At 67.8% G+C, this 21,942-nt stretch carries 14 protein-coding genes; 6 read left to right on the top strand and 8 right to left on the bottom strand.

Going from position 1 to position 21,942, the window contains the following annotated elements:
* Positions 1 to 57 precede the first annotated feature (57 nt).
* Together DFR29_RS15370 and DFR29_RS15365 are read right to left on the bottom strand one after the other, a co-directional pair.
* Positions 58 to 978, bottom strand: coding sequence for a GAF domain-containing protein (locus tag DFR29_RS15370; protein ID WP_133819498.1), 921 nt, complete (start codon positions 976 to 978; stop codon positions 58 to 60).
* Positions 979 to 1,184: 206 nt separating this feature from the next.
* Positions 1,185 to 2,060 (bottom strand): hypothetical protein, encoded by an 876-nt coding sequence (locus tag DFR29_RS15365; protein ID WP_133819497.1) that lies wholly within the window; start codon positions 2,058 to 2,060, stop codon positions 1,185 to 1,187.
* 335 nt (positions 2,061 to 2,395) lie between these two features.
* Between DFR29_RS15365 and DFR29_RS15360 the strand changes: the two genes are divergently transcribed.
* Positions 2,396 to 2,722, top strand: a complete 327-nt coding sequence (locus DFR29_RS15360) for a Rap1a/Tai family immunity protein (RefSeq protein WP_133819496.1) — start codon at positions 2,396 to 2,398, stop codon at positions 2,720 to 2,722.
* Between the two features lie 189 nt (positions 2,723 to 2,911).
* A complete protein-coding gene (locus tag DFR29_RS15355; protein ID WP_166654115.1) occupies positions 2,912 to 4,618 on the top strand; it encodes a diguanylate cyclase in 1,707 nt (568 codons plus the stop codon).
* A gap of 63 nt (positions 4,619 to 4,681) precedes the next feature.
* Here the strand turns inward: DFR29_RS15355 and DFR29_RS15350 are convergent, their stop codons facing one another.
* Genes DFR29_RS15350 through DFR29_RS15340 form a run of 3 tightly spaced genes read right to left on the bottom strand, consistent with a single transcriptional unit; the run spans position 4,682 to position 10,748 of the window.
* Complete coding sequence (locus tag DFR29_RS15350; RefSeq protein WP_133819494.1) at positions 4,682 to 9,058, bottom strand: ATP-binding protein; 4,377 nt, start codon at positions 9,056 to 9,058, stop codon at positions 4,682 to 4,684.
* 14 nt (positions 9,059 to 9,072) lie between these two features.
* Positions 9,073 to 9,669, bottom strand: a complete 597-nt coding sequence (locus DFR29_RS15345) for a response regulator (protein ID WP_166654114.1) — start codon at positions 9,667 to 9,669, stop codon at positions 9,073 to 9,075.
* Positions 9,670 to 9,689: 20 nt separating this feature from the next.
* Entirely contained in the window at positions 9,690 to 10,748 is a 1,059-nt protein-coding gene (locus tag DFR29_RS15340; RefSeq protein WP_133819492.1) for an ATP-binding response regulator, read from the bottom strand.
* Between the two features lie 382 nt (positions 10,749 to 11,130).
* On the opposite strand from DFR29_RS15340, the gene DFR29_RS15335 reads away from it, so the two are divergent.
* The 4 genes from DFR29_RS15335 (at position 11,131) to DFR29_RS15320 (ending at position 17,451) form a co-directional block, all read left to right on the top strand.
* Positions 11,131 to 12,765, top strand: coding sequence for a DUF1800 domain-containing protein (locus DFR29_RS15335; protein ID WP_166654113.1), 1,635 nt, complete (start codon positions 11,131 to 11,133; stop codon positions 12,763 to 12,765).
* A 9-nt stretch (positions 12,766 to 12,774) separates the two neighbouring features.
* Positions 12,775 to 14,232 carry a DUF1501 domain-containing protein gene (locus DFR29_RS15330; protein WP_133819490.1) on the top strand — a complete coding sequence of 486 codons (1,458 nt, stop codon included), beginning with the start codon at positions 12,775 to 12,777 and terminating at the stop codon, positions 14,230 to 14,232.
* Between the two features lie 122 nt (positions 14,233 to 14,354).
* Positions 14,355 to 15,983: a DUF1800 domain-containing protein gene (locus DFR29_RS15325; protein WP_166654112.1), complete on the top strand. Its 1,629-nt coding sequence runs from the start codon at positions 14,355 to 14,357 to the stop codon at positions 15,981 to 15,983.
* A gap of 10 nt (positions 15,984 to 15,993) precedes the next feature.
* A complete protein-coding gene (locus DFR29_RS15320; protein ID WP_133819488.1) occupies positions 15,994 to 17,451 on the top strand; it encodes a DUF1501 domain-containing protein in 1,458 nt (485 codons plus the stop codon).
* A 177-nt stretch (positions 17,452 to 17,628) separates the two neighbouring features.
* Here the strand turns inward: DFR29_RS15320 and DFR29_RS15315 are convergent, their stop codons facing one another.
* The 3 genes from DFR29_RS15315 to DFR29_RS15305 all read right to left on the bottom strand — a co-directional run bounded on the left by DFR29_RS15315 (position 17,629) and on the right by DFR29_RS15305 (position 21,893).
* Positions 17,629 to 20,007, bottom strand: a complete 2,379-nt coding sequence (locus DFR29_RS15315; protein WP_133819487.1) for a TonB-dependent receptor plug domain-containing protein — start codon at positions 20,005 to 20,007, stop codon at positions 17,629 to 17,631.
* Positions 20,008 to 20,325: 318 nt separating this feature from the next.
* Positions 20,326 to 21,471 (bottom strand): extracellular catalytic domain type 1 short-chain-length polyhydroxyalkanoate depolymerase, encoded by a 1,146-nt coding sequence (locus DFR29_RS15310; RefSeq protein ID WP_133819486.1) that lies wholly within the window; start codon positions 21,469 to 21,471, stop codon positions 20,326 to 20,328.
* Between the two features lie 17 nt (positions 21,472 to 21,488).
* Positions 21,489 to 21,893 carry a hypothetical protein gene (locus DFR29_RS15305; protein ID WP_208113609.1) on the bottom strand — a complete coding sequence of 135 codons (405 nt, stop codon included), beginning with the start codon at positions 21,891 to 21,893 and terminating at the stop codon, positions 21,489 to 21,491.
* Positions 21,894 to 21,942: the final 49 nt, after the last annotated feature.

The raw sequence follows: 21,942 nt of genomic DNA, 5'->3' as shown, positions 1-21,942 counted from the left end.
GCCACGCCGAACGGCGGGACCGGCGCAGGACCTCGATCCTGCCTGCCCGTTATCGCGTCAGACCGCTGCGCTCTTGGCCTGGGTCAATGCTTCGTCCGCGCGCATGAACACCGTTTCGATGCGGTCCGCTGCGGTGCGCGCCCTGGCACTGCCCGAAACCACCTGTATTCCGCTGCGTGCCGTAAATTCGTCGGCCTTCGCGCGCAGCGCCTGTTCCGTGGCGGTGGCCTGCTCTCCGTGCAACACGGCGATGAAATCTGGGCTATGCGTAGTGTGGTTGACACTGTCGCCGCCGCCGGCCGGCAGCACATCGTGCAGCTGCCGGGCGAGGTCTTGCAGCTGCCGGTCCAATGCGCGTTCGCCAATACGCAGCGCGTGGCCTGCCAGGTCCTGTACCTGGAAGATGGCAACCGTATAGCCGGCCGCGTCGGCGACGGCTGCCTTGTCGACGTGCGTGGCCTCGGCCAGCAACACCGCGCGTTCGAGCTGCTGCTCGTGCAGGCGCGCGTCGAGCAGCGTCATGGTCAGCCGCGCCAGCGCCTGCAGGCCGGCGCGCTGGCGGGCATCGAGCTCGCGCGGTTTGTTGTCGAGTACGCAGACCGTACCGATCGCCGCACCGGCTTCGGTCACCAGTGGCATGCCCGCATAGAAACGAATGGAGAGGTCGCCGGTGACCAGCGGATTACCTGCGAAACGCGTGTCGCCGCGCGCATCGGGCACTTCCATCAGCTGGGTCGGTGCGTCGATCGCGTAGTTGCAGAAGGCTTCGTCGCGGCGTGTGCCGGTAGCGCCGAGGCCGTGGCTGGCCTTGAACCACTGCCGCTCGCGATCGACCAGGGAAACAAGCGCGATGGGCGTATTGCACAAGGTCGAAGCCAGGCTGACGATGTCGTGATAGGCGGCCTCGGGCAAGCTGTCGACCACGCGGTAGGTGTCCAGTGCGCGCTGTCGAGCCGGTTCGTCGAGCTGTGCTGGCATGCGTTCTCCGGATCGGTGACGGCGGGAAAATCGCCGGACCCCATCTTCGCATCGGCCGCCGGATTCGCAACCAACCTCGGCCGCAGCGTATTTGTACACGGCACGTACTGGCAGCGTCGCCCCGATGCGCAGGCAGCGCAGCGGGGCGACAGACCGGATCGATGGCGTCCTGAGCGCTTCGCCGAAGGGCCGAACCAGCGGCCGCTTCAGCCGTCCAGTTCTTCCAGGTTGTCGATTTCCGCCAGGGCGTACTTGCCGTACCAATGCCCTTCGATGAGAACCAGCTCGTGTTCGGCCCAGACCGGCGCACCGAACACGGTGATGGTGGTGCGCACCCGGGCGCTGTCCGTGCCCAGCGCCAGCACGTCGACCTTGAGCGAATCGGCCACCGCATCGAGGTCGATGCCGTAGGTGCGCACGGCCTCCTTGGCCGCGGCGAGCATCGGCCCGGCGCGCTCCAGCACGCCTTCCAGCGGCAAGGCCTTGAGCTGTTCGACATCGGTGATGCCCGTGCGCCGGGCGGCGTCGCTGAGCAGGGTCAGCGCGTGGCGCATCGACGCGCTGCTGAGGAAGTCGGTGTTGCTGGCCCACAGCCGCATGCCCGGCAGCACGCTTTGCAAGGCCTTGCGCTGCGCGTCGGTCAGGTCGCTGTCCGGCGAAGTGACGGCCACATGCGCCGCGCCAAACGCCATCAGCAGCATGCCCGGCATCTGCGGCCTGGCCTTGACCAGCTCCGGTTCGATCTTCCGCATCAGCTGGTCGACGGCGTCGGGGGCGGTGAGCTGCTGGATATGCTCGGCGAAGCGCGCGCGGTCAGCTTCGCTGACCGGCTTGCGTCGCTGGGCCTCGAACGCGGCGCGGGCCGCTTCCCACTTGCTGCGCGGCGTCATCGCCTGCGCCAGTGCGGCCAGGTCGCCTGCCCGGAACAACCGCACCAGGTTATTGATTTCCTGGGCCGGATCCGGCGCGGCAACAGTCGCGGCGCGGGCTGCCGGCGGCGCATTGTCCTGCGCATGCAGCGAGGATACGGTGCCGACCAGTCCTGCGGTCAGCAGTGCCAGGGACAACAATTTCATCTTCATGCCGGGGCTCCTGTCGTTGGGAGCTTTAGTGTGCTGGTGAACTACAACACCAATAAGTGACGGAAGTCATAGCTGACCTGTCCGCATGCCTTGCGCCCTGCCCGCCAGCACGTTCATGACCGTTCGGCCAGGTCAACAGCCCCGCCTTCCGCCCTAGTCTCACCCCATACAACGACGGGGGCGCCGCGCGTGAAAAGGTCTGGACAGTTTCCGATGGCGACGTCCCTGCGAAAACCGGATCCGGCCGGGCATCGCTTCACGCCATCGCGTCGCCCCGCCAGCGGCGCCGTTCGGCGGCAAGCGGCGTGGACAGCGACCTGCGTGGCCAGGCTGCAATGACCAGGCTGCCCGTGATCGTCGCGCTGCTGCTGGTACCGGCATCGGCAACGGCTCACGAACTGGTCGACAGCGCGCGGCTGCGCGAGATGTGGGAGGAGTACAAGCACCTGCCGGATTCTGCCGGTGCACGCATGCTGATGGGCTATGTCGCTGGCGTGGCGGACAACGCGCCCGCCTCCCTCTGCCTGCCTCGCCGCATCGGCACGCGCCAGCTGGTCGAGACCGTCGGCCATTTCGCCGAAGCCCCGACCGCACAGCACTACCGCAGCGGCAGTACGCTGGTGAAGGACGCTCTGCGCCGCGCTTTTCCCTGCCCTCGCTGAGGCAGGCCGTCGTGACAGCGCCGCGTCCGGCCGGTCTCCGCCTCACCCTGGCACGGCGAAACGCGCCGTCGCCGCCAGCGCCACGGCTTCAGCCGGATACCGGTGCGAATTCCGGCCGGCGGCGCAGCAATGCTGGCAATTCCCGCCCCGGCACGATCCGCCCTGGCGGTCACGCACAAGAGCCAAGCCATGGACACTGATTCCGCATTTGCCGCGCTGGAAACCTCGCCTGCAGGCGGTGACACCCCTGCCCTGCGCGAACCGTACGACGTACTCGGCGTGGGCGGCTGCGTCAGCGAGAAAACCGTGCGCGCGATACTGCCCTCCGCCGTGCGCACCACGTACTGCCGGGCTCCCAGCGATGCCATCGCGCGGCTTGCCTGCAACCGCTATCACGCCATTGTCGTGATCGCGAGCGAGGCCCGGCACATCGACGGCGTCGCACGGCTGTCGCAGCGCGCCGCCGCAGCGGTGCTGGTCGTGCTGCTGGACCAGGCCGTGGCCTTGCTGCGCGATGCGGCGCTGGCAGCGGGCGCGCAGTATGTGCTGCTGTTTCCCGGCCCGAACGCGCGCCTGCTGCGCCAGGTGCTTGCCGCGACCCTGCTGCGGCGATGCACCGAGCAGCGCCGGCAGCAGGATCTGTCCGACGCGCTGGATCTCGACAGCCATCCGCTCTGGCTGTGCGATCCGGCCAGCTCTCGCTTCCTCGCCGCGAACCGGGCTGCACGAACGCTGTATGGCTATTCAGCGCGGGAATTCGCCGCGATGACGCCGGACCATCTGCGCCACGCCGGTCCGCGGCCGGCGTGCGGCATCGAGCAGCACCGCACCCGCGACGGGCGCCGCATCACGGTGGAACTGCGCTGGCGGCGCATGGTGTTGTGGCAGCGCGAACTGCATCTGCTCGGCGCACGCGACATCACTGCCGAACGCTGGCGCGAGCAGCGCCTGCAAGCCGATGCGGCGCGCTATGCCGAGCTGTTCGACCACAGCGCAGGCTACATTCTGGTGCACGACCTGGCCGGCAGGCTGAGCGCAGTCAATCCCGCTGCCGCCGCGGCGCTGGGCCGCCCGGCGGCGTCGCTGGCCGGCACGGCGTTGCACGACCTCGCCGCGCCGTCTTTGCGCCAGTACATCGACGAATCGCTGCAACGCCTCGGCCAGGGCGGCGAGGACAGCGGCCTGCTGCGGGTCCGGCACAGCGACGGCCACGAGCTGAGCTGGCGTTTCCGCACGCGTCTCTACCATGCCGGTAGCACGGCCGCCTATGCCATCACCTACGCCCAGGACATGACCGCGACCATCGCCGCGCAGCGCGAGCTGGAACAAAGCCAGCGCGAGCAGCAGCGGCTGAACGAAATCGCCCGCACCGACGCCCTCACCGGCCTGGCCAACCGCACCGCGCTATACGAACGCCTCAGCGGCGCGGTCGAACGGTCGCGCGGCAAGACGGCACTGCTCACGGTCTTCTACATCGACATCGATCACTTCAAGCCGGTCAACGACACGCACGGACACGCCGCGGGCGACGCGCTGCTGCGCGCTTTTGCCGCGCGTCTGCGCGAAAGCGTGCGCAGCGGCGATCTGGTCGCGCGTATCGGCGGCGACGAATTCGTGGTGCTGATGGAAGACCTGCCCGACGTCAAATGCGTGCGCATGATCGCGGCCAAGCTGCTGACTGCGCTTTCGACCCGCTTCGACCTCGGCGGCCGGCGCCATGTCTTCGCCGGCGGCGCCAGCATAGGCGTCGTCGCCTGCCGCCAGTGCTCGCTGTCCCCGGCCGCGCTGATCGCTGTCGCCGACGACATGCTGTACGAGGCCAAGCAGTCGGGCCGGGGCAGCTACCGGCTCAATTTCCTGCTGCCGCCGGCAAAGGCGCGCAGCGGCAGCCGCTGAGCCGCGCGCCGGCTGCGAAGGACCGAGCTACAACGGCGGCGGACTGCCCGGCCGCAAGGAATGCTACAGCGTGCGCCCTGCAGCGACGATTTCGTCGAAGGCCATGCGGAATTCGGCACGGGCGGCCGCCAGCGTGTCGCGCTCGCCGCGCCGGAGCAGCAGCTCGATCGCAGCGACGGAACGGTACAGCCGCATCGCCGAGAGATTGCCGGCAACCGCCTTGATCAGGTGAGCCGCGCGGGCGGCGGTGGCAGTGTCGCCGCAGTCGATCGCGTCCTCGAGCGCGGTCCGGCTGCCGGCGCATTCGCTTTCGAAGTCGCCCAGCAGGCGCAGCAGCAGCGGCACGCGGCCGCCGAGGCGCTTGAGAGCAAGTTCGCTGTCGATGCCGGCCAATGCAGGCAGCGATCGCATCGGCGCAGCCGCCGTGCGCGATGGCGGTACAACCATCTGGCGCGGCACCTCGGCGCGTTCCTCCAGCGGGTCGCCCAGGCAGCGCTGGATCGTGCGTACCAGCAGGACCGGATCGATCGGCTTGGCGATGAAGCCATTCATACCGCTGTCGAGGCAGCGCGACTGCTCGGACTCGCTGGCGGCGCTGAGCGCGATGATGGGTAGTGCATCGCCGGCGAATTCGCGAATGCGCCGCGTCGCCTCGAAGCCGTCGCAGCGCGGCATCTGCAAGTCCATCAACACCGCGTCGTACTGGCGCTGGGCGGCGAGCTGCACCGCTTCGACGCCGTCGCTGGCGATATCGATCCCGGCGCCCGCGGCAGCGAGCATTTCACAGGCAACCTGCTGGTTGATGGGACTGTCTTCCACCAGCAGGATGCGCACGCCGGCGATCGACGCCGCACCGGCAGGGTCCGACACGGATCTGGCCGCCGCGTCGCTGCCACGCTGCAGCGCGCGCAGTACGGCCGCGACCAGCCGGCCCGAGGTCAGCGGCTTGGCAAGAACGCCGGCGGGAGTCTCCGGCAAGCCGTCCGCCAGGGCGGCGTATAGCAGCACTGGCGTCGTGTCGACCGTGCCCTGCGCGACGGCCGCCGCCAGCGTCCGCGCTTCCACCAGCCACAGGTCGATGCGTGGGGTGGGAGGAAGCGGGCTGTCGTCCGGCGATACCGTCAGCGTCCATGCCGCGTGCGCCCGCAGCATAGCCGCGACCCTCTCGGCGCCGATCAGCGAGGCATCGGCGACGCCGATGGCAAGGCCGTCGAGCCGGCCGGCTGGCGGTACGCGCGAAGTGCCGGCCAGGCGCTGGAACGGCACCATGAACTCGAAGGTGCTGCCTCGGCCCAGGGCGCTGGATACGCGCAGCGTGCCGCCCATCAGCTCGACCAGCCGCCGGGAGATCGACAAACCCAGGCCGCTGCCGCCGAAACGCCGCGTGGTCGATTCGTCGGCCTGCACGAAGGCCTCGAAGATGCGTGCCTGCTGCGCCGGCGACAGGCCGATGCCGGAATCGTCGACGCGGAAACGCAATGTGACGGTTTCCGGCGCGGCCGCATGAATGTCCATGCGCAGGGCTACATGGCCGCGTGGAGTGAACTTGATCGCGTTGCCGATCAGGTTGACCAGCACCTGCTTGAGCCGCAGCTTGTCGCCGAGCAGCTGCGCCGGGACCGGCGCGATATCGACGAACAGTTCCAGTCCCTGGCCGAATGCGTCGGCGGCGAACAGGTCGGCCAGTTCGTCGCCGATCTCGTCGAAATCCAGCGGCACCGCTTCCAGTTCGATCTTGTCCGCCTCGATCTTGGACAGGTCCAGCACGTCGTCGAGCAGGGCCAGCAGGTGGCGCGCGCTGGTCGCGATGCGCTCGAAATAGCCTTGCGCGCGGCCGGCGCCGGGCAGGCGGCCGCCAAGCGTGGAGAAGCCGATGATGGCGTTCATCGGCGTGCGTATCTCATGGCTGATATTGGCAAGAAATGCACTTTTCACCCGGCCCAGCGCCTCGGCCGCTTCGCGCGCCAGCGCCAGTTCGGCGTTGACAGCGTGCAGCGAGTGCGCATTGCGGCGCAGTTCTTCCGTGCGTTCGGCGACGATCAGCTCCAGCATGCGCGTGCGCCGGCTGCGCACGGCGGCGCGCCAGCGCAGCGAACGCCAGAGCAGCACGCCGGCGACGAGCGCGGCGAGCCCGCGCGCCCACCAGGTCTGCCACCAGGCCGGGGCGATGCGGAATGCAAAGCTGGCCGGTGCCCCCCAGCGGCCGGATTCGCCGATGCGCGCGGCGACTTCGAGCCGGTACGCGCCCGGTGAGAGCGCCTGGAAGTGCGCCTCGGTGCTGGCGCTGACATATTCGCGGTCGGCCCGGCCATGCAGCTGGACGCGGTATTGCAGGCTGTCCTCGTAGGCGTAGCTGAGGCCGGCGAAATGCACGCTGAAATCGTCCGCCGTCGCCGGCAGGACCAGCCCGCGCACCGCCGGATCGACCACGTCGCGCTCGAAGCGCAGGTCGGTGATCGCCGTCGCCGGCGGCGGCGGCGTCGGCAGGCCGGCGAAGGCGAGCGAATCGAAGCGCACGGCCGATACGCTGGTACCGATCCAGACATCGCCATTCTGCTGTTCCAGGAACGCCATGTTGCTGGTGTCGTCGCCGACGAAACCCTGCGCCGAGCCCAGATGCCGCACGACGCCGTCGCCGATGATGTCGACGCCCTGGCCGCCGCCGATCCACAGCCGCTGCAGGCAGTCCTCGCCGAACAGGAAAACCTTGTCGCTCGATCCGGTCGTCGCCTGGTCGTAGTGGCTCAGCACCTGCAGCCGCCCCTGCGCATAGCGGGCGCGGGTCAGGCCATGCGGTTCGTAGTAGGAAATCAGCAGGTCACCGTTGTGCGCCGTCCGCAGCGCGGTCACGTGGTTCGCACGCAGTCCGTCGGCAGCAGCAAAGCGCTGCCACCGGCCGTTCTCCAGCAGCGCGAGGCCGCGCGCGCCGCTGGCCCAGATACGCCCGGCCGTGTCCTCGAACACGTCGTTGAAATTTTCGCCGTCCTCGCCTTGCGGCGGAACCACGGCTTCCCAGGCATCGGCCGCGGCGAGCGGCCGGCGGTACAGTCCACGGCCGGCAGCCAGCCAGAGGCGGTCTTCGCGGTCGATGCGCAGGCGGTAGATCATGCCCAGGCCGGGCGGCGCCGGCAGCACGCGCAGCACATCGGTGCCGGGCGTATAGGCAAGCACACGATCGACCGGCAGGCCGGCCAGGTAGAGCGTGCCGTCGCGGGCCTGCGCGATCGAGCGTATCGCCTGCGATTCCGTGCCGGGGACACTGTGGAAGCGATTGTGCTCGATGTACTCCAGTCCCTGGTTGGTGCCGAACCAAATGCGGCCGGCACTGTCTTCGGCAATGCTCCAGACGGTTTCCGAGTCGCGTCCTTCGGCGCGCGTGTAGACGTGCAGCGTGCCGCGCCCCAGGGCGCGGTGCAGCCCGGATGAGCCGACCCAGAGCGAGCCGTCGCGGTCTTCCAGCACCGGGCGATTGCCAGGCGGCAGGTCGTCCAGCTTCACCAGCTGCCAGCGCTCGCCTTCGAGCAGCAGCAGACCTTCGCGGGCGGGAATCCACAGGCCGCCGGAGCGCGCCGTGGCGAGCTTGGGCCGGCTCGGCTTGAGTGTGATCGGCGCCGTCAGCGCCTGCAGCCGGCTGCCGTCGGCCGCCAGCCGCCACAGGCCGATGCGCGCCCGGGCGAAGACGCGGCCCCGCCCATCCTGCGCCGACGCCTGTATCTGCGAGCGTGGGGCCGCGGCAATTTCCTCGAACGGCACGCTGCTCCAGACACCAGCCCGGCGTACGCGCACCTCGCTGCGCGACTCCTGCCAGCGCGCGGCCCAGACCGCGCCGTCCTGCGCCACCAGCACGGCCTGCACGGTGTCGCGATAGTCGCCGTCGGCCAGGGCGAACGCAGCGTCCTTGCGGCCCAGGTACAGGCCACGCTCCGTCGCGACCCAGACCCCTTCGGCGCTGTCGGCAATGCCGAAAACCTGTGCCGCCGGCATGCCGCTGTGGGCCGGCAGGGCGACGAAACGATGGCCGTTCCACCAGCTCAGACCGGAACGCGTGCCGACCCACAAGGTGCCGTCGGCCGCCTCGTGCAAGGCACCGATGTCCGTCGACGCCAGACCGTCGTCGAGGCCGAAGCAATCGAACTTGCGGCCGTTGTAGCGACACACGCCGTCTTCGGTGCCGACCCAGATAAAGCCGGTGCCGTCCTGCACGATGTGCAGCACATTCAGGTTGTGCAGCCCTTCACGCGCGCCGTAGGTGCGGAACGCGACATGTTCCGGCAATCCGTCGACCGATGCGGCCGCCGCGTCCTGCGGCAGCAGCGCCGCGCAGGCCAGCAGCAGGAAAAGCCGCCACAGCGCGCGCCAGCCGGCCCGCCATGCACTACCCCGGAGTGCAACTCCCCTGCAGATCGGCATGGCCTGGCATGGCCGTGGTATGCACTGCATCGGACCGCTTTCCTTCAGTCGCGGATAATTCCCTCACGCAGCGCGATGGCCGCCGCTTCGGTGCGGTCGGAGGCGCCCAGCTTCTCCATCAGGCGTTGCAGGTGAAACTTGACTGTACTCAGCGAAATGCCGAGCGCCTCGGCGATCTGGTGATTTTTTGTGCCGGCGGCGACACGGCGCAGGATCTGCATTTCCCGCGCGGTCAGTACGAACTCCGCCCCATTTGGCCGCGAGCGCGACAGCAGACGCGATTCGATCGCGCGCAGGCCGGTGTGCAGGCGCCGCACCGCATCGACGATCTCCTCGGCCGGCGCCGCCTTGACCACATAGCCGCGTGCGCCCGCTGCGATGGCGCCTTCGATATCGGTGCGGGCGTCGAACGCGGACAGCACGCAGAAGCGCGCCTCCGGCGCAAAGGTGCGCACGCGCACGATCAGCTCGATGCCGCTGACGTCCGGCAGGCGCAGGTCGACCAGCACCACATCCGGGCGCAGGCGCCGATACAGCTCCACCGCCGTTGCCGCGTCGCCCGCTTCGCCGACGACGCACAGGTCGAGGCGCTGCCCGAGCACGGTGCGCAGGCCCTCCCGCACCACGGCGTGATCGTCCACCAGCAGGATGCGGATCGGATTCATGCGTTGCCGCTCCTTGTCTGCGGCCGCGGCAGGCGCGCGCTGACCACGGTGCCGCCTTGCGGTTCGCTGCGAATGCCGAACGTGCCGCCCAGCGCGGCGACGCGTTCGTTCATGCCACGCAGGCCCAGGCCGCCGTGCCGGCCGGAATCGAAGGCCTGCAGGTCGAAACCGCAGCCATCGTCGCGGACGGTCATGTCGATCGCCTCTGCCGAATAGACCAGGCTGACCTGCAGCGCCGACGCGGCGCCGTGGCGTGCCGCGTTGGAGGCCGCCTCCTCCGCCACGCGGGCCATGGCATGCACCGAGGCCGCCGGCAGCGGAAACGGCACGCCGCGCTGCTCCACCGAGACCTGCAGCGGCGTGCCTTCGGCGACAGGCGCCAGTGCGCGCGAGATTGCCTCGGCCAGGCTTTCCTCGCCTTCGGCAATGGCGCGCAGGCCCCGCACGGTATTGCGTGTCTGCTCCATGCTTTCCCGGGCCAGCGCCGCGGCGCGGTTGACATAGCCCAGCAGTGCCGGCGCCGCAGGCGGGTCCGACAGGGCGTGCCGCAGCGCGTCGAGCTGCAGCAGCAGCCCGGTCATCAGTTGCGCATGCCGGTCGTGCAGGTCCATGCCCAATGCGCGCGGAAGATCGCGCAGCCAGTCGCGGTGGCGTTTCAGTTCGATGTGCGTGCGTACCCGCTGGCGCACCACGGCATGGCTGAACGGCTTGGCGATGAAATCGACGGCGCCGAGCTGCAGGCCATCGATCTCGTTGGCTTCTTCGTCCCTGACGGTGACGAAAATCACCGGGATATCGGCAGTGTCTGCACTGCGCTTGAGACGCCTGCAGACCTCATGACCGTCCAGACCCGGCATCACCACGTCGAGCAGGATCAGGTCCGGGCGCAGGCGCTGCGCAAGCTCCAGCGCCTCGGCACCGTCCTGCGCCGACCAGATGGTGAATTCGTCGCAGAGGAACGCCTCCAGCGTGCACAGCGCCGACAGGGAGTCGTCGATGATCAGTATCGACGGCAGCGCCGGCCCTGCCTGTGAGGAATTGCCGCCCTGCTCCATGCGATCGCGCCTCCCCTGGCATCGGAAACTGCTGTACCGGACCGGAAATCGCGTCCAGCCCGCCGCGGCTGCGCCCGGCGCGGCCAGTCTAGCCAAACGCAAACACGGCAGTACTGGACAACTGGCCAGGTCTGCACCGGCACTGCGGCACTGGCCACTCGGCCAGACCCGACAGTACGCAGCGGCGCATACATTGCCCCCGCGGATCGGCTTGTCCTGTGCCGGCACCTGTCCGGAGCCGCCGGCAGTGCCGCGCAGCCCGGCCCGCGGCCTGCTGCCTGCGCCAGTCCGCGCAGCGCGAACGGCTGAGGCAATAGCGAAAGACGCAGCGGGCAGATCGGCCGGCCCGCTGTCCGCTCCCAATTTCTGGAGAATTCTTCATATGCGGCAATTTATAGCGATATCGGCCCTGCTGGTTTCCTGCTCCTGTCTGGCCCCGCCGCTGCAGGCGCGCACTTTCTTCAAAGGCGATTTCGAGCGTCCCGCCGACATTCCCGCCAGCGACAGCGAAGCCGCGCGATTCCTGACCCAGGCCACATTCGGGCCTGTGCAGGCCGACATCGACAAAGTGCGCACGATCGGCCGGTCGCGCTGGATCGACCAGCAGATGCTGCAGCCGACGACACCGGCCTTCCCCTACATGATGGGCCTGCGCGACGTGCCGAAAATCCATGGCCGCCGCATGGACCGCCATCTGCATACGTTCGTGGTCGCGCCGGACCAGTTGCGCCAGCGCATGGCCTTCGCGCTGTCGGAGATCTTCGTCATTTCCTCGCAGCATCCGGCCCTGATCACCGATCCCAGCCCGCAGCATTTCGCCGGCTACTGGGACATGCTGGCCGACGGCGCGTTCGGCAGCTACGCCGTCGCGCTGAAGAACGTGACCCATCACATCACGATGGGCAAATACCTCAGCCATTTCCGCAATCGCAAGGCCGGGCCCGGCCACGAACCCGACGAGAATTACGCGCGCGAAATCATGCAGCTGTTCTCGGTCGGGCTGAAAGAGCTGAACATCGACGGCACGCCCATGCTCGACGCCGGCGGCAACCCGATTCCCACCTACGCCCAGGGCGCGATCACCGATCTGGCCAAGGTTTTCACCGGCTTTACCTATACCAACGCCGGCAACAACAACATTTTCACCGGCAGCTACGGCGCCTTCGGCCCGATGAAATGTTTTGATTCCGAACACGACATGACCGCGAAGACGGTGATCGGCAATACCGTCCTGCCGGCGGCAGTCGGCTGCAACGACGAAGTCGACCGCGTGATCAACCTGCTGGCCTCGCACCGGAATGCCGCGCCGTTCATCGCGCGTCTGCTGATCCAGCGCTTCACCACCAGCAATCCCTCGCGCGCCTACGTGCGCCGGGTCGCCGAGAAATTCCGCGACAACGGCGATCGCGAAGCGGGCGACCTCGGTGCCGTCGTGCGGCAGATCCTGCTGGATCCAGAGGCGCGCCAATACCCGCCGCCCGCCGGCTTCGGCAAGATCCGCGAACCGCTGCTGCAGGTGACGGCCATCCTGCGTGCCTGGCCGTTCCAGCTGCCGGTGCCCGGTGCCGACGGCAACCTGCCGATGGCGCGCAATTCGATCCCCGTCACCCAGGTGCCGCTCAACGCACCATCGGTCTTCAATTTCTATTCGCCCGACTACCAGCCTCCCGGCGCGCTGCAGGCGGCAGGAATCTATGCGCCAGAGCTGGAGTCGGTCGAGGAAGCCTCGGTCTACAGCCTGTCCAACAGCAAGGCGTATTACACCTTCTCCGCCTATGTCGGCGGCAACACGACCGACGTGCGGCCGTATATCGACCTCGATGCGCTGGGCGCGCTGTCCGACGCGGAGCTGATCGGGGAAATCGATCGCCGCATGCTCTACGGCACGATGTCGCCCGGCATGCGCGCCATCCTGGCGGAAATGCTGCCGCCGCTGGCCTCCGCCAACGGCCGCGAACGCGCCCGCTCGGCGATCCTGGTCGCCGCTCTTTCGCCCGAATTCGTCACCCAGCGCTGAGGCATCTCCATGAAACAGAACGACCATTCTCGCCGGCGATTCCTGCGCACGCTGGGCATGACCCTCGGCGCCAGCGGTGTCGGCGCATTCCTGCCGCAACTGCAGCTGATCCGCGCCGCGGCCGCGGACGATCGCGCGCTGAACGGCTACCGCGCGCTGGTCTGCATCTACCTGACCGGCGGCAACGACAGCTGGAACATGCTGATGCCCTACGACGCCGCGCGCCATGCGGTCTACACGACCGCCCGTGGCGGCGTCCACTCAGCGGCCAATGGCGCCGGGCTCGCGATCGACCGCGGCCGCCTCGGCACGCCGGTGCAGATCAGCGACGCGGCAACGGGCGCTCAGTACGCCCTGAATCCCGGCAACGATCTGTATCCGGAAGGCATGAGCAAGCTCGCCACGCTGTACCGCGCCAACAAGCTCGCGTTCGTGGCGAATGTCGGCACGCTCGTCAAACCGCTGACCAAGGCGCAATACCAGAACGGCAGCGTGCCGCTGCCGCCCAACCTCTACGCGCACGACGCGCAGGAACGGCTCTGGCACCTCGCCACCGCAAGCGGCGGCGCGTACGGCTGGGGCGGCCTGGTCGCCGACAAGGTCGGCATCGAGAACGGCTATCAGACGCTGTCGCCGAGCATCGCCCTCGACGGCAATCTGTTCGGCTCCGGCATCGATACGCGCAACTACGCGCTCGGCAAGGATGGGCTGCTGTCGCTTACCGGTGTCGACCCGGTCGCATCGGCCAGCGGCGGCGGCGTGCGTGCCCGCGCCGTCGATCGGCTGCTGGCGGAACAGCAGACCGCTTCGCCACTGGGCCAGGAATATGCACGTACGTTCCAGCGCGGGCGCCAGCTCTATACCGTGCTCGATGCCGCCCTGCGCAGCAATACCGTCACTACCGCCTTTCCGGATACCGGCTTCGGCGACCGGCTGAGGACGATCGCGCGCATGATCAAGGCCAGCCGCGACCCGGCCGGCACGCTGCGCCACAAGCGCCAGATCTATTTCGTGCGCGTCGGCCATTTCGACATGCACGACGGCCTGATGGCCGACGATGCCAACGGCCATGCCGGCCACCTGGCCGACCTCAGTACCGCGCTCGACGCGTTCTGGCGCGCACTGAACGAGATCGGCGCACACAACGAGGTGACGACCTTCACCATGAGCGAATTCGGCCGCACGCTGAGTTCCAACGGCGACGGCTCGGACCATGCCTGGGGCGGCGTGCAGATGGTCATGGGCGGCGCCGTCAACGGCGGCCGGCTCTACGGCAGCTTCCCCGCGCAGCAGCTGGACGGCCCGGTCAGCCTGGCGCGCGGGCAGTTCATTCCCGCAGTCAGCGTCGACCAGATGGCCGCGACCCTGGCGCGCTGGATGGGCGTCACCGGCGCCGCGGAACTCGGCACGATCTTTCCGAACCTGGCGAATTTCCCGACGGCCAACCTCGGCTTCATGGCGGCCTAGCAACGCTCCGGAAACCTGGCCGGCCGGCACCAGCCGGCCGGATACGGCAGCACGGCGCTCGACCGGATCGCTCCGGCGACCGGCCGGCCACGAACGGTATTTTCTTTATGGAGAATGATCGTATGCGGCAATTTGCGACCAAAGCGGTACTGCTCGTGCTGTGCGCCTGCCTCGCCCCGCCGCTGCATGCGCGCAGCTTCTTCAAAGGCAATTTCGAGCGCCCGGCCGATATTCCCGCCAGCGACGGCGAGGCCGCGCGCTTCCTCACCCAGGCTACCTTCGGGCCCACCCAGGCCGACATCGACAAAGTGCGCACGATCGGCGTGTCCGCCTGGATCGACCAGCAGATGCTACTGCCGGCGACGCGGGTACTGCCCTACATGCTGGGACTGGAGAACGTGCGCAGGAACCACAACCGGCGCATGGACCGCCACCTGCACAGCTTCATGGTCGCGCCGGACCAGCTGCGCCAGCGCATGGCCTTCGCGCTGTCGCAGATCTTCGTCATCTCGTCGCAGCATCCCGGACTGATCAACGACAACGGTGCGCAGCAGTCCGGCGCCTACTGGGACATGCTGGCCGACGCCGCCTTCGACAGCTACGCACCGCTGCTGCAGAACGTGACCTACCACGTCACGATGGGCAAGTACCTCAGCCACTTCCGCAACCGCAAGGCAGGCCCGGGGCACGAGCCCGACGAAAACTACGCGCGCGAGATCATGCAGCTGTTCTCGGTCGGGCTGAAGGAACTGAACATCGACGGCTCGCCCGTGCTCGACACCGCGGGACGGCCGATTCCGACCTACAGCCAGGACGCAATCACCGACCTTGCCAAGGTATTCACGGGCTTTACCTTCGGCAACGCGGGAGCGGACATCAATTCGGGCAGCTTCACCTACTTCGGCCCGATGAAATGCCTGGAAGCCGAGCATGACAAAACCGCAAAGACGGTGATCGGCAATAGCGTACTGCCCGCAGGCCGCACCTGCCCCGAGGAAGTGCGCCGCGTGGTCAACCTGCTTTCCGCGCATGCGAATACGGCGCCCTTCATCGCCCGGCGGCTGATCCAGCGCTTCACCACCAGCAATCCCTCGCGCGCCTACGTGCGCCGTGTCGCCGAGAAATTCCGCGACAACGGCGACGGCGAATACGGCGACCTCGGTGCGGTCGTGCGGCAGATCCTGATCGATCCGGAAGCGCGCCAGTTTCCGCCGCCGGCCACGTTCGGCAAGGTGCGCGAGCCGCTGCTGCAGGTCACGGCGATCCTGCGCGCCTGGCCGTTCCAGGTGCCCGGCGTCGACGCCAATGGCAGCCTGCCGATGGCTCACAACTCGGTTCCGGTCACCCAGGTGCCGCTCAGCGCACCGTCCGTGTTCAATTTCTACGAGCCGGATCACCAGCCGCCCGGCACGCTGCAGGCAGCAGGACTGTATGCGCCGGAGCTGCAGCCGATCGACGAGGCGACCATCTACGACATCGCCAACGGCATGGCGCACTACGGCTTCTCGAACTACTTCGGCAGTGGAGACACGGGCGCGGTACGGCCCTACATCCGTCTCGACACCCTCGGCGCACTGCCCGACGCCCAGCTGATCGAGGACGTCAACCGCCGCATGCTCTACGGAACCATGTCGCCCGGCATGCGCGCCATCCTGGCGGAAATGCTGCCGCGCCTGGCCAGCGGACGCGAACGCGCGCGCTCGGCCATCCTGCTCACCGCGCTTTCGCCCGAATTCGCCGTGCAACGCTGAGGAGCCTCCGATGAACCAGAACGATCATGCGCGCCGCCGATTCCTGCGCAATCTCGGCATCACCCTCGGCGCCGGCGGCGCCAGCGCGCTGCTGCCACAGCTGCAGCTGATCCGCGCCGCAGCGGCCGAGGACTACGCCGTCGAGGGCTACCGGGCGCTGGTCTGCGTCTACCTGAGCGGGGGCAATGACAGCTGGAACATGCTGATGCCCTACGATGCGGCGCGACATGCGACCTATGCCGCGGCGCGGGGCGGCGTCCATTCGCCGTCCAACAGCGCCGGCCTTGCCATCGACCGTGGTCGCATGGGCGCGCCGGTACGCATCGGCGACGCGGCGACCGGCGCAGAGTACGCGCTCAATCCGGGCAGCGAGGAGTATCCGGAAGGCATGGGCCGGCTCGCGGCGCTGTACCGCGCCAACAAGCTGGCCTTCGTCGCCAACGTCGGCCCGCTCGTCCGCCCCATGAGCAAGGCCCAGTTCGTCAACGGCGACGTGCCGAAGCCGCCGAATCTGTACGCACACGATTCGCAGGAACGCCTCTGGCACCTGGCGACGGCGAATGACGCCAGCTACGGCTGGGGCGGCCTGGTGGCAGACCGCGTCGGCATCGAGAACGGTTACGCCGCGCTGTCGCCGAGCATCGCCCTCGACCGCAACCTGTTCGGCACCGGCAACGACACGCGTCCCTACGGCCTGAATGCCAGAGGACTGGGCGCGCTTTCGGGCGTCAGTCCGGTCGCCTCGACCAGTTCCGACGGCGCGCGCGCCCGCGCGCTCGACCGCCTGCTGGCCGAACAGCAGACGACCTCGCCGCTGGGACAGCAGTTCGCGCACACCTTCCAGCGCGCGCGGCAGCTCTATACCGTGCTCGACGCAGCGCTCGCGTCGAGCACGGTCGCGACGGAATTTCCGGACGACCGCCTGGGCAGCAAGCTGAAAATGATCGCGCGCACGATCAGGGCGAGCCGCAATCCGTCCGGCACCCTGCGCCACAAGCGACAGGTCTACTTCCTGCGCTTCGGCAGCTTCGACATGCACGACGGCCTCATGCTGCCAGGGCCGGACGGACATGCGGCTCATATGCACCAGCTCAGCGTCGCGCTCGATGCGTTCTGGCGCTCGCTGGGCGAGTTCGGCGCCCAGAACGAAGTTACTTTATTCACAATGAGCGAATTTGCGCGGACCATGAACTCCAATGGCGACGGCTCGGACCATGCCTGGGGCGGCGTGCAGCTGGTCATGGGCGGCGCCGTCAACGGCGGCCGGCTCTACGGCAGCTTCCCCGCGCAGCAGCTGAACGGTCCGGTCAGCCTTTCGCGCGGCCAGTTCATTCCCTCCGTCAGCGTCGACCAGATGGCCGCGACACTGGCGCGCTGGATGGGCGTCACCAGCGCCGCGGAACTCAACACGATCTTTCCCAACCTGGCGAATTTCCCCACTGCCAACCTCGGCTTCATGAACGCCTAGGACTCTCGCCCGGCCAGACTGGCCGGGCGAAAACTCGCCAGTGCTGCACCAAGCCCGACACCGGCCTGGCCCGGTGTCGCGGCAACCGTTGCGAAGCGCATCGATCGTCTTTCCGGCACGACGAATCAATGCTCGCTTCGCCCCGCGCGGGAGGGAAGGCCCGCGCGATTTTTCCTGCTATTCCCAGGTATAGCCGACCTTGCCGTAGACGAACGCACCATTGAAGCCGAACGGCGCGTTGCGCGGATACGGCAGCTGTCCGCCATTCGAGGTGGCGAACAGGTATTCGTCCGGATACGCATCGAAGATATTGTCGCCGCCCAGGGCGAAGTTCCACTGGCCGAGCTGGTACGAGGCCGACACGTCGATGGTCCATTTCGCGCCGAAGGTCTGGTCCAGCGCAGGGCTCGCATTCAGTGCGCTGAATTCGCCGTAGCGCGTCGCCATGGCGGAGAAACTCCAGTCGCCGCTCTTCCACACGCCGCCCAGCAGGACCTTGTCGCGCGGCGCGCCGACCGTGATACGGCCCTGCTCCACGCGGCCGATGCGCTGCAGATTCAGCCCGCCCGCGGTCAGTTCCGGCGGATTCGCAGCAATTTTCTCGATTTTTGTTTTGGAATAGTTATACCCGGCAGTCCAGTCGATCTCGCCCGCGGCGAAGGTCCACTTGTAGGTACCGATGATGTCGATGCCTGTGGTCTTGGTATCGACAGCGTTGGTGAAATAGCGCCCGCCGGTCACGCCGAAAATCCCGCGCGTCTCGAGGAAGGTAGTGACCGCCGGACCGATCAGGTTTTCCGACAGGATGATGCGGTCGTCGATGTCGATGCGGTAGGCGTCGATGGTTACGTACAGCCCTTCGGCCGGCGACAGCACCAGGCCCAGGCCGTAGTTGGTCGATTCCTCGGCCTGCAGCGGCTCGGCGCCGAGCGCGATCGCGGTCGGGTTGTCGACGGCGAAGGTACGTACGTCGAACGGCACCCCGCCGATGAAATTCGTCGCGGTCGACTGGAAGTACTGCTGCTGCAGCGACGGCGCACGAAAGCCGGTCGACACGGTGCCGCGCAGCGCGACCGCGTCGGTGAACGCGTAGCGTGCCGACAGCTTGCCCGAAGTGGTCGTGCCGAAGTCGCTGTAGTCCTCGTAGCGCCCGGCGATACCGGCGGAAAACCGGTCGGTCAGGTCGGCCTCGAAATCGGCATACAGCGAATTGCTGTTGCGCTCGCGATGGCCGGCATCTTCCGGCTTGAAGCCCGGAAACACCTGGGCGCCGGGTGGCGTGTTGACCGGGCCGTCGCCATCGACATAGGAACCGAGTTCGCCCGGGCCCTGGTTGAATTTCTCTTCGCGCCGTTCCGCGCCGAAGGCAAACGTGACCGGATAGGCCAGGCCGATGTCCAGCGGCTTGGTCACGTCGAGATTGGCCACGTTCTGCGTGACTTCCAGGCTGCCGGCGTAGAACGCCTGCGGCGAGGTCGGGCCCAGGCTGCGGTTGAGGGTGTTCTCGATGTCGAAGCTCAGCTTGTTGTAGCCGTAGTTGTAGCTGAGGTCGTAGCTCCAGTCGCTGCCGGCCGTGCCGCGCACACCGGCGACCAGGGAGCGGTCCTTGGCCACGTTATGGATATTCGGCAAAAAACCATTCGGATAGATCTGCGGAATATTGCGCGGATCGCCAGCAGGCCGGAAGAAGCCGTTCGACAGCACGTCGCGGTTGCTCGCCGCGCCGAACGAATACAGCGCAGCGCGTTCGCCCAGGCCGAACTCGCCGTTGTACGACACGGCGCCCTGGTCGATCTCCGGATCGCCGTAGCGCTGCACGACCTTGTCGTACGGCGGCGCGGCCGGTCCCGGCGCGCCGGTGTACGGGCGCGCGCGGTCGGTCTGGTCGTTGTGCCCGGCCTGCCCGGCCAGGTGCAGGAAGCCGCGCTCGCCGAGCACGAAACCCGTATCGCCGGACAGCTGGTACTGGTCGCCGTCGCCGGCCGTGTACTGGCCGTAGCGCGCGGCAATGCCGCCGCCGCTGCCACTGCCCTTGAGCACGATGTTCACCACACCGGCGATGGCGTCCGAGCCGTACTGCGCCGAGGCACCGTCGCGCAGCACCTCGACGCGGGCAATCGATGCAATCGGGATCGCATTCAGATCGACCGGCGAAGAGCCACGGCCCTGGCTATCGTTGAGGTTGATCAGCGCCGTGGTATGGCGGCGCTTGCCGTTGACCAGCACCAGTACCTGGTCGGGTGCGAGACCGCGCAACTGCGCCGGCTTTACCGCGTCGGTACCGTCGGAGATGGCCGGTCGCGGGAAATTCAGCGAGGGCAGTACGCGCGACAGGGCGGTGGCCAGTTCGATGGTGCCGGTCGCCTCCAGTGCCGCGGGCGTGATGATGTCGATCGGCGAGGCCGATTCGGCCACCGTGCGGTCGGTGACGCGCGTGCCGGTGACGATGACGGTTTCCAGCGAATCGGCTTTTTCGCCGGACGTTTGGGCGGCCGCAGGCAATGCGGTCAGGGCGGCGGCGACAGCGATGGTCAGGCTGCGTTTGCAGAAAAACATGGAAACCCCCGAGCAGTAAGTGGGCGAGCGATTGGTTTTATGGGTGTGGCGATGCTGCACGGCCCGCTGCGGGCCGCCCCCTGCTCTGACTACTACTCGGAATCCGACACGCTGGTGGACGCGCTGGCCAGGCAACGGACCGCCAGAATGCCGCCATACGGCTGCGAAACCATCATGCAATTTTTTGATTTCGTTAGAATTAAATCGGACGACAAGGTATACGCACAGTCATCGGCACGACACCTGCGGGGACCCGCGCCGGGCCCTGTCGCAGCCCGGCTGCCTGCCTCCCCGGCCGCCGGCAGGCCCATGCCGGGTTCATCCGGCGCGGCGATCGCTCAGCGAATGCCCGAGGAAAAACGCCAGCATGCGGGCCGACGCATCGGGACCGGCCGGAGCGGTATAGGAACCGCCGGCTGCACCGCCAGACCAGGCATGGCCCGCGTTCTTCACCGTCCACTGTTCGATCACCAGCCGGCCATCGCCCGAGTAGAAGCAGGACCGCGTATGCGCCGGCTCGGCCACGACCTGCCGCTGCAAGGCATGGCCGGCGTTCTCGTAGCCTTGCATCAGTTGCTGCACTACCGCATCGCCGTTGCTCGACCGCACGGTCTGGTCGGCGCTGCCGTGGATCACCAGCGCGGGCATGGGATGGCTGATCGGGCGAATGCCTGCGCTCGCGGAATGCGCGCTGGCGCGCCCGGCCATGGCAGCGAAGGCGCTGGGTACGTCGCGTGCGGCACCGAGCGGCAAACCCGAGTGCACGGCGACGGCTGCGAACACATCCGGATAACTGTCGCCCAGCACCAACGCCATGGCCGCCCCGGCCGAAAGCCCGCCCACGTAGATGCGATCGGGATCGATGCGCTGCTCACTGACCAGGTGCCGGGCCATGCCGGCAAGAATGGACGGCTCGCCGCTGTCGCGTCCCTGATGGGCCGTGTCGAACCAGCGCCAGCAGCGTTGCGCGTTCGCCGCACCGTCCTGGATGGGATACAGCACGAAGCAAGCGTGCCGCTCGCCGTACTCGTTCATGCGCGTGCCGCGGGCGAAGTCGTCGGCATCCTGGGTGCAGCCGTGCAGCATGACGACCAGCGGCAGGCGCTCTGCCTGCGCGGCCGCGGAGGGCACCCACAGCTTGTAGGCGCGCGTGCCGGCGGCATTGGAAAAGACGCCGGCCGTGAAGTGCCCTCGCAGCTCGGGCCGCGGCGATGTCGCGGCGGTGGCGCGGGCCTGCGCGGTGTCGGGCCGGTACGGCGGCTGCGGGGTTGTCGGCGGTAATGCACTCGCAGGCTCGCTGTCGATCCAGCGCCCTTCTGCAACAGTATCGAATGCGGCATCGCGCGCCGCAGTGTCGGCCGGGCGACGCTGCAAGGCGTGGCGGATGACGCGCGTGGCATCGCGCAGATCGCCCGCGCGCGTGAGGCGCAATGCCTCGCGCATCGCGTTGGAAAATACTGACATTTGGTTTGTCCTTTAGATTAGTTGGTACGCGACGCCAGGGCCTTCTTCACCGCACTGCTGGCGTGCAGTGCGCCGAGAACCTCGAGCGACGCTATGGTTTCCATGGCAAGCGCCGGCGTGACGTCGTCGGCAATGCGTACCAGACCAAGCCCGCGAATATGCAGGCGCGTACCCGCTGCCTGTGCCGCGATCAGATCGGCCGCGCTGATGTTCTGCACGCCCATCACGAACGTCTTGCGGATGGCGGTCTGGCGCACCGTGTCGGCATGTGCCGACAACTGCGTGCGGATGGCCGTGCGGATGAAATCGGTGCGATTGTTGAAGAAGCCTTCCATCACCAGCAGATCGATCTGCCCCAGATCGACCAGGCCAAGATTGATGGTGATTTTTTCCGTTTCGGCGAGGCGACTCTTGGTGTCCACGGCAGGTCCATGCAGCTGTCTGGATGGAGCCTACCATCCATACGGATGG

The sequence above is a fragment of the Tahibacter aquaticus genome, assembly GCF_004363655.1.
GTDB classification, from domain to species: domain Bacteria; phylum Pseudomonadota; class Gammaproteobacteria; order Xanthomonadales; family Rhodanobacteraceae; genus Tahibacter; species Tahibacter aquaticus.
The sequence above is the reverse complement of the archived record's forward strand: the minus strand, read 5'-3'. Positions and strand labels throughout refer to the sequence as shown.